This is a genomic window from Kamptonema sp. PCC 6506 (assembly GCF_000180455.1).
Taxonomy (GTDB): Bacteria; Cyanobacteriota; Cyanobacteriia; order Cyanobacteriales; family Microcoleaceae; genus Kamptonema; species Kamptonema formosum.
Genome location: NZ_CACA01000126.1, coordinates 1 through 5165, shown reverse-complemented (window position 1 = coordinate 5165; position 5165 = coordinate 1). Strand labels below are relative to the sequence as shown.

At 39.8% G+C, this 5165-nt stretch carries 1 protein-coding gene; it reads right to left on the bottom strand.

Annotation, left to right across the window (positions count from 1 at the left end; translation table 11 throughout):
* Nucleotides 1-6: 6 nt before the first annotated feature.
* On the bottom strand, nucleotides 7-5165 hold a 5159-nt coding region (locus tag OSCI_RS07155), incomplete at its 5' end, for a CHAT domain-containing protein (protein WP_157135547.1).

Genomic DNA, 5165 nt, shown 5'->3' with positions numbered 1-5165 from the left:
TATTGCTTACCAAGGATTTCCCACGAGTGTAAAACCGCTCCAGTAGTAGGGATGAGTAAAATCTATGGTATCTTGAGAGTTTAAAGCAGACGGGAGGGGAAATGTTTGTGTATTTGTAATTAATTGCCCATTTTCCACCCGCACTTGACCTTTAAGCATTGCGATCTGAGCTAATCTGAGAGCATCTGCTTTAATTGCAGCTTTCCCTAACTCCTGATAAAATTCTGTCATTAAGCCTAATGTACCGCGATCGTCAACGTACCACAAACTAGCTAAAGCAGATTTTACCCCCGATTGTACTGCTAACCCAGCAAAACCTAATTCAGATTCGCGATCGCCTAAAGCAGTTTTGCAAGCACTCAACACCAATAAATCTACAGAGGGGTTATCCCAGTTCAAATTTCTGACGCGATCGAGGGGTAACTTAGAATTCCAAAGCTGAATATAAGAATTACCGGGTTTTCCAGGGAGAAATTCAGCGTGGGTAGCGAGGTGAATAATCCGATAATCTTGGCGCGATCGCTGCAAGTTCAGATTTTCCAAAGTAAAAGTAGAATTGAGGAAAGATTTACCCTGCCATTCCGATGCGATCGCAGACAATTCTACCGGTACCGCAGGTAAAGGACTTTTATCAGTAAATTCCGACGCTCCCATCGCCAGCACGGAAGCATCAGCAATGGAGGTATAAGTAGTATTAGTTAAACTAAAACTGGGAATTAAACTGAAACTGTATTTTTCAACCATAAATTGATTACCATCATGCAAAGCAGCAATTGGGAGACTCCGCAAACCGGGATCTAAAGACAGCAGCAACGTATCAATTTTTAGATTTTTTAAATCCGCCTCTATAGGCAATATCAGCCATTTATAAAGTTGCTGTGCCGCCTCTAAATAGCTTTGATTATGGCGTTGACGAGAATTGATAATCTGAGAGCGAAACTCACTCACCACTGGAAAAAGAGCATCTCTTTTCGCGGCGGGAATACTGTAGTGAATTGGCAAACCCGAGGAAGTAACTAAAACTAACTCCAATTGATTAAGCCGCGATACTACATAAAAAGCGGCAGATTTCTTACCAGTTTTGTTATCAGTTTCTTTTAATTTTTCTTGGAGTGCAGAAAGTGAAATATTTCCCTCGGCTAGTTTATGGCTAGTTTCAAGATAACGCTCAAATTCTCTATTTCTAATTTCTTCAAGTCGCACAACTATATTTTCAATATCGCCCCGCTCAAAAAATGTATCAATCTCCCCAAGTTCATATTTATCCAAAGTTTGATTAACAGAGGAACTATAACCGAGTACCAGATTAGCAGGTTTGTGAGATATCTCCTCCTGTGCAATGTTGCTAGAAGAGTTTTTACCTTCATTAATTCCTACTGAAGAAGCTGTAACAGCAACACGCGACTGCTCGATAATTGTCTCATCAATTCTCAAAATTGGTTGTTTTAGATTCTCGACTGCATCTTTTTCTGAGAGTAAACTTTTGCGGCGCTCTTCCTCTGTATAAAAGGTTGAAATTACAGGAGTATTGGCTAAGGTTTCACCAGTACCAGAGGGGAGAGATGCTGTAGATGTGACAGATGTAGTTAGTGGGATACCTGCATTTTGCTGTGTCAAATCAGCACCTTGTGTAAGATTTTCTGGCAATATTCCTCTAGATTCTCGTAAATTTATATTTGAGGCAAAATCTCCTAAAGGTGTTACCGGAGGTACAAGGATTGCTGATGGTTGTGTTTCCGATCGTGTTGATAATACTATAGGAGCGCGTACAGAAGATGTTGACAAATCTGTATTTGAAACTGATAAATTTGACAAAAATATGGTAGCAGGTGCAGCATCCAGAGTCTCTATCCTCAAATTTCCCACACTGAAAGAACCCGGCAATATTTGCCCTGTTTTTATTGCATAATCTCCACTCGTAATAGGCGCCGCAGTGCCATTGAGCGCACCAGCATTACCAACTTCAAAAGGTTGAAGTAACTGCCCTCCATCCCCTCCTGCATGGCGAATAGTTACTGTTCCACTGCCTAAACCACCTGCTGTAGAAATACTAGCATTTCCCTCCGTCGAAAAGGGAGTTACAAAAGAGCCTGTAGCCCGGAAAAATCCCCCCGTTGACTCAATAAATACATCTCCACCAGTACCATTAATTCCGCCTTCAGCGTTAATGAATTCAACTTGAATATCCCCAATAGGATCTAGGAAAACATTACCACCATCGCCCACACTACCACTAGAATTAATCTGTTTTGCAGTAATTGAATTGCGAGCTATAACGGTAATATCACCACCACTAAGTCCTGATGTATTCAGATTGCCAGTTGTCACTGCTCCCGCCGGAGTTGTCAGTGAAATTAAGCCACCAACACCAGAAATTAAAGAAGCATCAATGTCATTGGCGACTAAATTACCATTATTACTATTCAGTCGAACTTGTCCGCCATTAGCGATAATATTGCCAACAGTGATATTGTTATCTGTGGTAATAGTAACGTTAGTAGCGGCGATATTACCAAGATTAACATTTTCGGTACTATTTGACTGAAAATTACGAGCTGATATTGCTGATAGCGCTGTTACATTATTAGCGCTATTAATAGTTATATTTCCCAATTCTCCATTAACGCTTGCGCCTACTGCACCGTTGAAATTAATATTACCTCTACCTGCCGTTAAATTTAAGCTGTAGCCTCGAAACGCCTCACTATCAACAGTGCTACGGAAGGTAATATTTCCTCCTATTGTACCTGTAGTGATGCTCATATCTCTGGTCAGAATAAGTCCGCTGTCAAAGGTAATATCACTATTAGCGCTTGAGATATTACCCGATAATGTAGTATTCAATCCATTAAGATTCAAACCTAACAAAGGTGTAATACTACCGATATCTCCTTGGAGAAATATGTTGCCACCAGTACCCGCATCAATCCTTAATTTCTGAGTCCCATTCAGCGCACCTGTTATGGTAATATCTCCACCATTACTAATGAGATCGACATCACTACCAAGATTAACATTTCCATTTAATCTGATGTTACTATTGGCGGTATTGATACCAGCATTGAGATTAATATTCGGCGTATTAAGCGTGACTGAACTATTATCTATTCCAGTAATATTTCCATTGAGTATAATTGCACCTGTTGCTGTTTGAATTGTAACTGGATCTAAAAATGTCACGTTACCATTTATATTAACATTTGCACTACTATCTGCACGACCGATAGTAATTGAACTAAAGCCATTTTGAAGAGCATTAATTTCTGCTGCTGTCAAATCCAAGGCATTAGTATTGTTATCAAATCCGCCGATAATAATAGTTTGTCCAGAGTTGAATGGTTGCAAAGACAGTGAATTTGTCCCGGAAACTGGCCCTGTAAAATCAATTTCTCCTGCAATTAAAGTAAGTGGGTTATTGCCTGCGGCTAAACTGGAACCGAAAGCAATTGTAGCGTTACCAAGGGTAAATATAACGGGAGTACTTAAGGTGACAGGCCCGCTAAATCGGATATCTTGATTAGCGGTGGTAATATTAGAGGAAATCGCCACTTCTCCAGTACCAATTTGACGGAACGTGCCATCTAAGATTAAAGGTGTTGTGCTTAAATTAAGCTTGCCGCTATTATTAATAGTAAAACTGCCATTAGCAACAATCGCACCATTTAAGTTAAAGTTATTACCCGCCAGATTAATGCCAGCCGTACCATTTGTGTTAATTACATCATTAAATAATGACGTGCCGCTACCTGCTATTTGAGTAATGGTAATGGCATTAATAGCATTGATAGCAGTTACATCTTTGGCACTATTTATAGTTAAGTTACCAATTCTGATTCCATCGCCTACCCTGCCAAAAAATAGAATGTTGCCTATCCCTGCTGTTAAGTTCAAATCAGCGGTGCCATCGAGGGTATTGTTAAAGTTAATATCCCCTGCACCTACACCCGTATTCAAATTACCTGTACCAATGAGAATGACTGGACTTTTGAAACTGATATCGCTATTATTTGTGGTAACATTTCCTGCTAGAAAAACAGTGCCACTTCCTATTTGATTAAATCCCCCATCTAAGTTAAATTGGACTGCGAGAGTAATAGTCAAAGGAGAACTATTATCAATTTTAAAACCGCCACCGTTAGTAGTTGTAATATTACCATTAAAGTTAAAAATATTACCTGTTAAGTTAATCCCAGCGGCAGTATCCGTATTAATTGCACCGTTGATAGTAGTCTCACCAGTACCAGCAATTTGGGTAATACTGGCAGCGGTAATTGCCTTAGTTTGAACATTGTTAACATTGCTAAATGTCAAGTTTTCTAAGGGTGTATTATTCCCAATTGCACCGCTAACAGTAATGTTTCCTGTGCCTGTTTCTAAAGTGAGGTTATCGTTTCCGTTAATATTGCCATTAAAGAGGATATCGCCTCCGGCTAAATTCCCTGTAATGACAGTAATGCTATTACCGACTATCGCATTACCATTGATAGTAATATTTCGCTCTTCAGTGCGAATATCATTGTTTAAAAAGCTGGTAGCTGCGTTGAGAGTAATACTAGAATCTCCAATCCCTGTAAGTGCGCCATTGAGGGTAATTGCACCAGTTCCAGTTGTCATTGTTACGGGATCTTTAAAAGATGCACCATTTGGAGAAACAATAATATTACTTGTGTTTGTATTGTCACCAATTATGATAGAACTAAAGCCATCAGCTAGGTTATTTAAGTCATTAGCAGTTAAGTCTAAACTGTTTGCGCCTGTGTCACTTAAACCACCGATGGTGATATTTTTTCCTGGGGTTCCAGGGGTAAGAGTGAGTGTACTGCTACCGTTTACTATGCCATTAAAATCTATCTCGTTAGCGCTTAATGATAGGCTATTATTGCCAGCGCTGATGGTAGAATTAAATACAACTGTTCCTCCACCTGCATTCAAGGCAAGATTGCCTGTGAGAGTGAGAGGGGAATTAAAGCTAATACTGTTATTTGTAAGGGTTAAATTTCCGGCAACTATGACGGCATCGTTATAAGTCTGAGCACCAGTGGTGGTGACATTCCCATTAAGTTGAGTTGTACCGCCAATGTTAGTGGTGACGCTGGCAGAATTTACAGCATTAAAGGTAGTTGTAGCTGTACTATTGGCGCTGATATTCTGTAAGGGTGTAACAC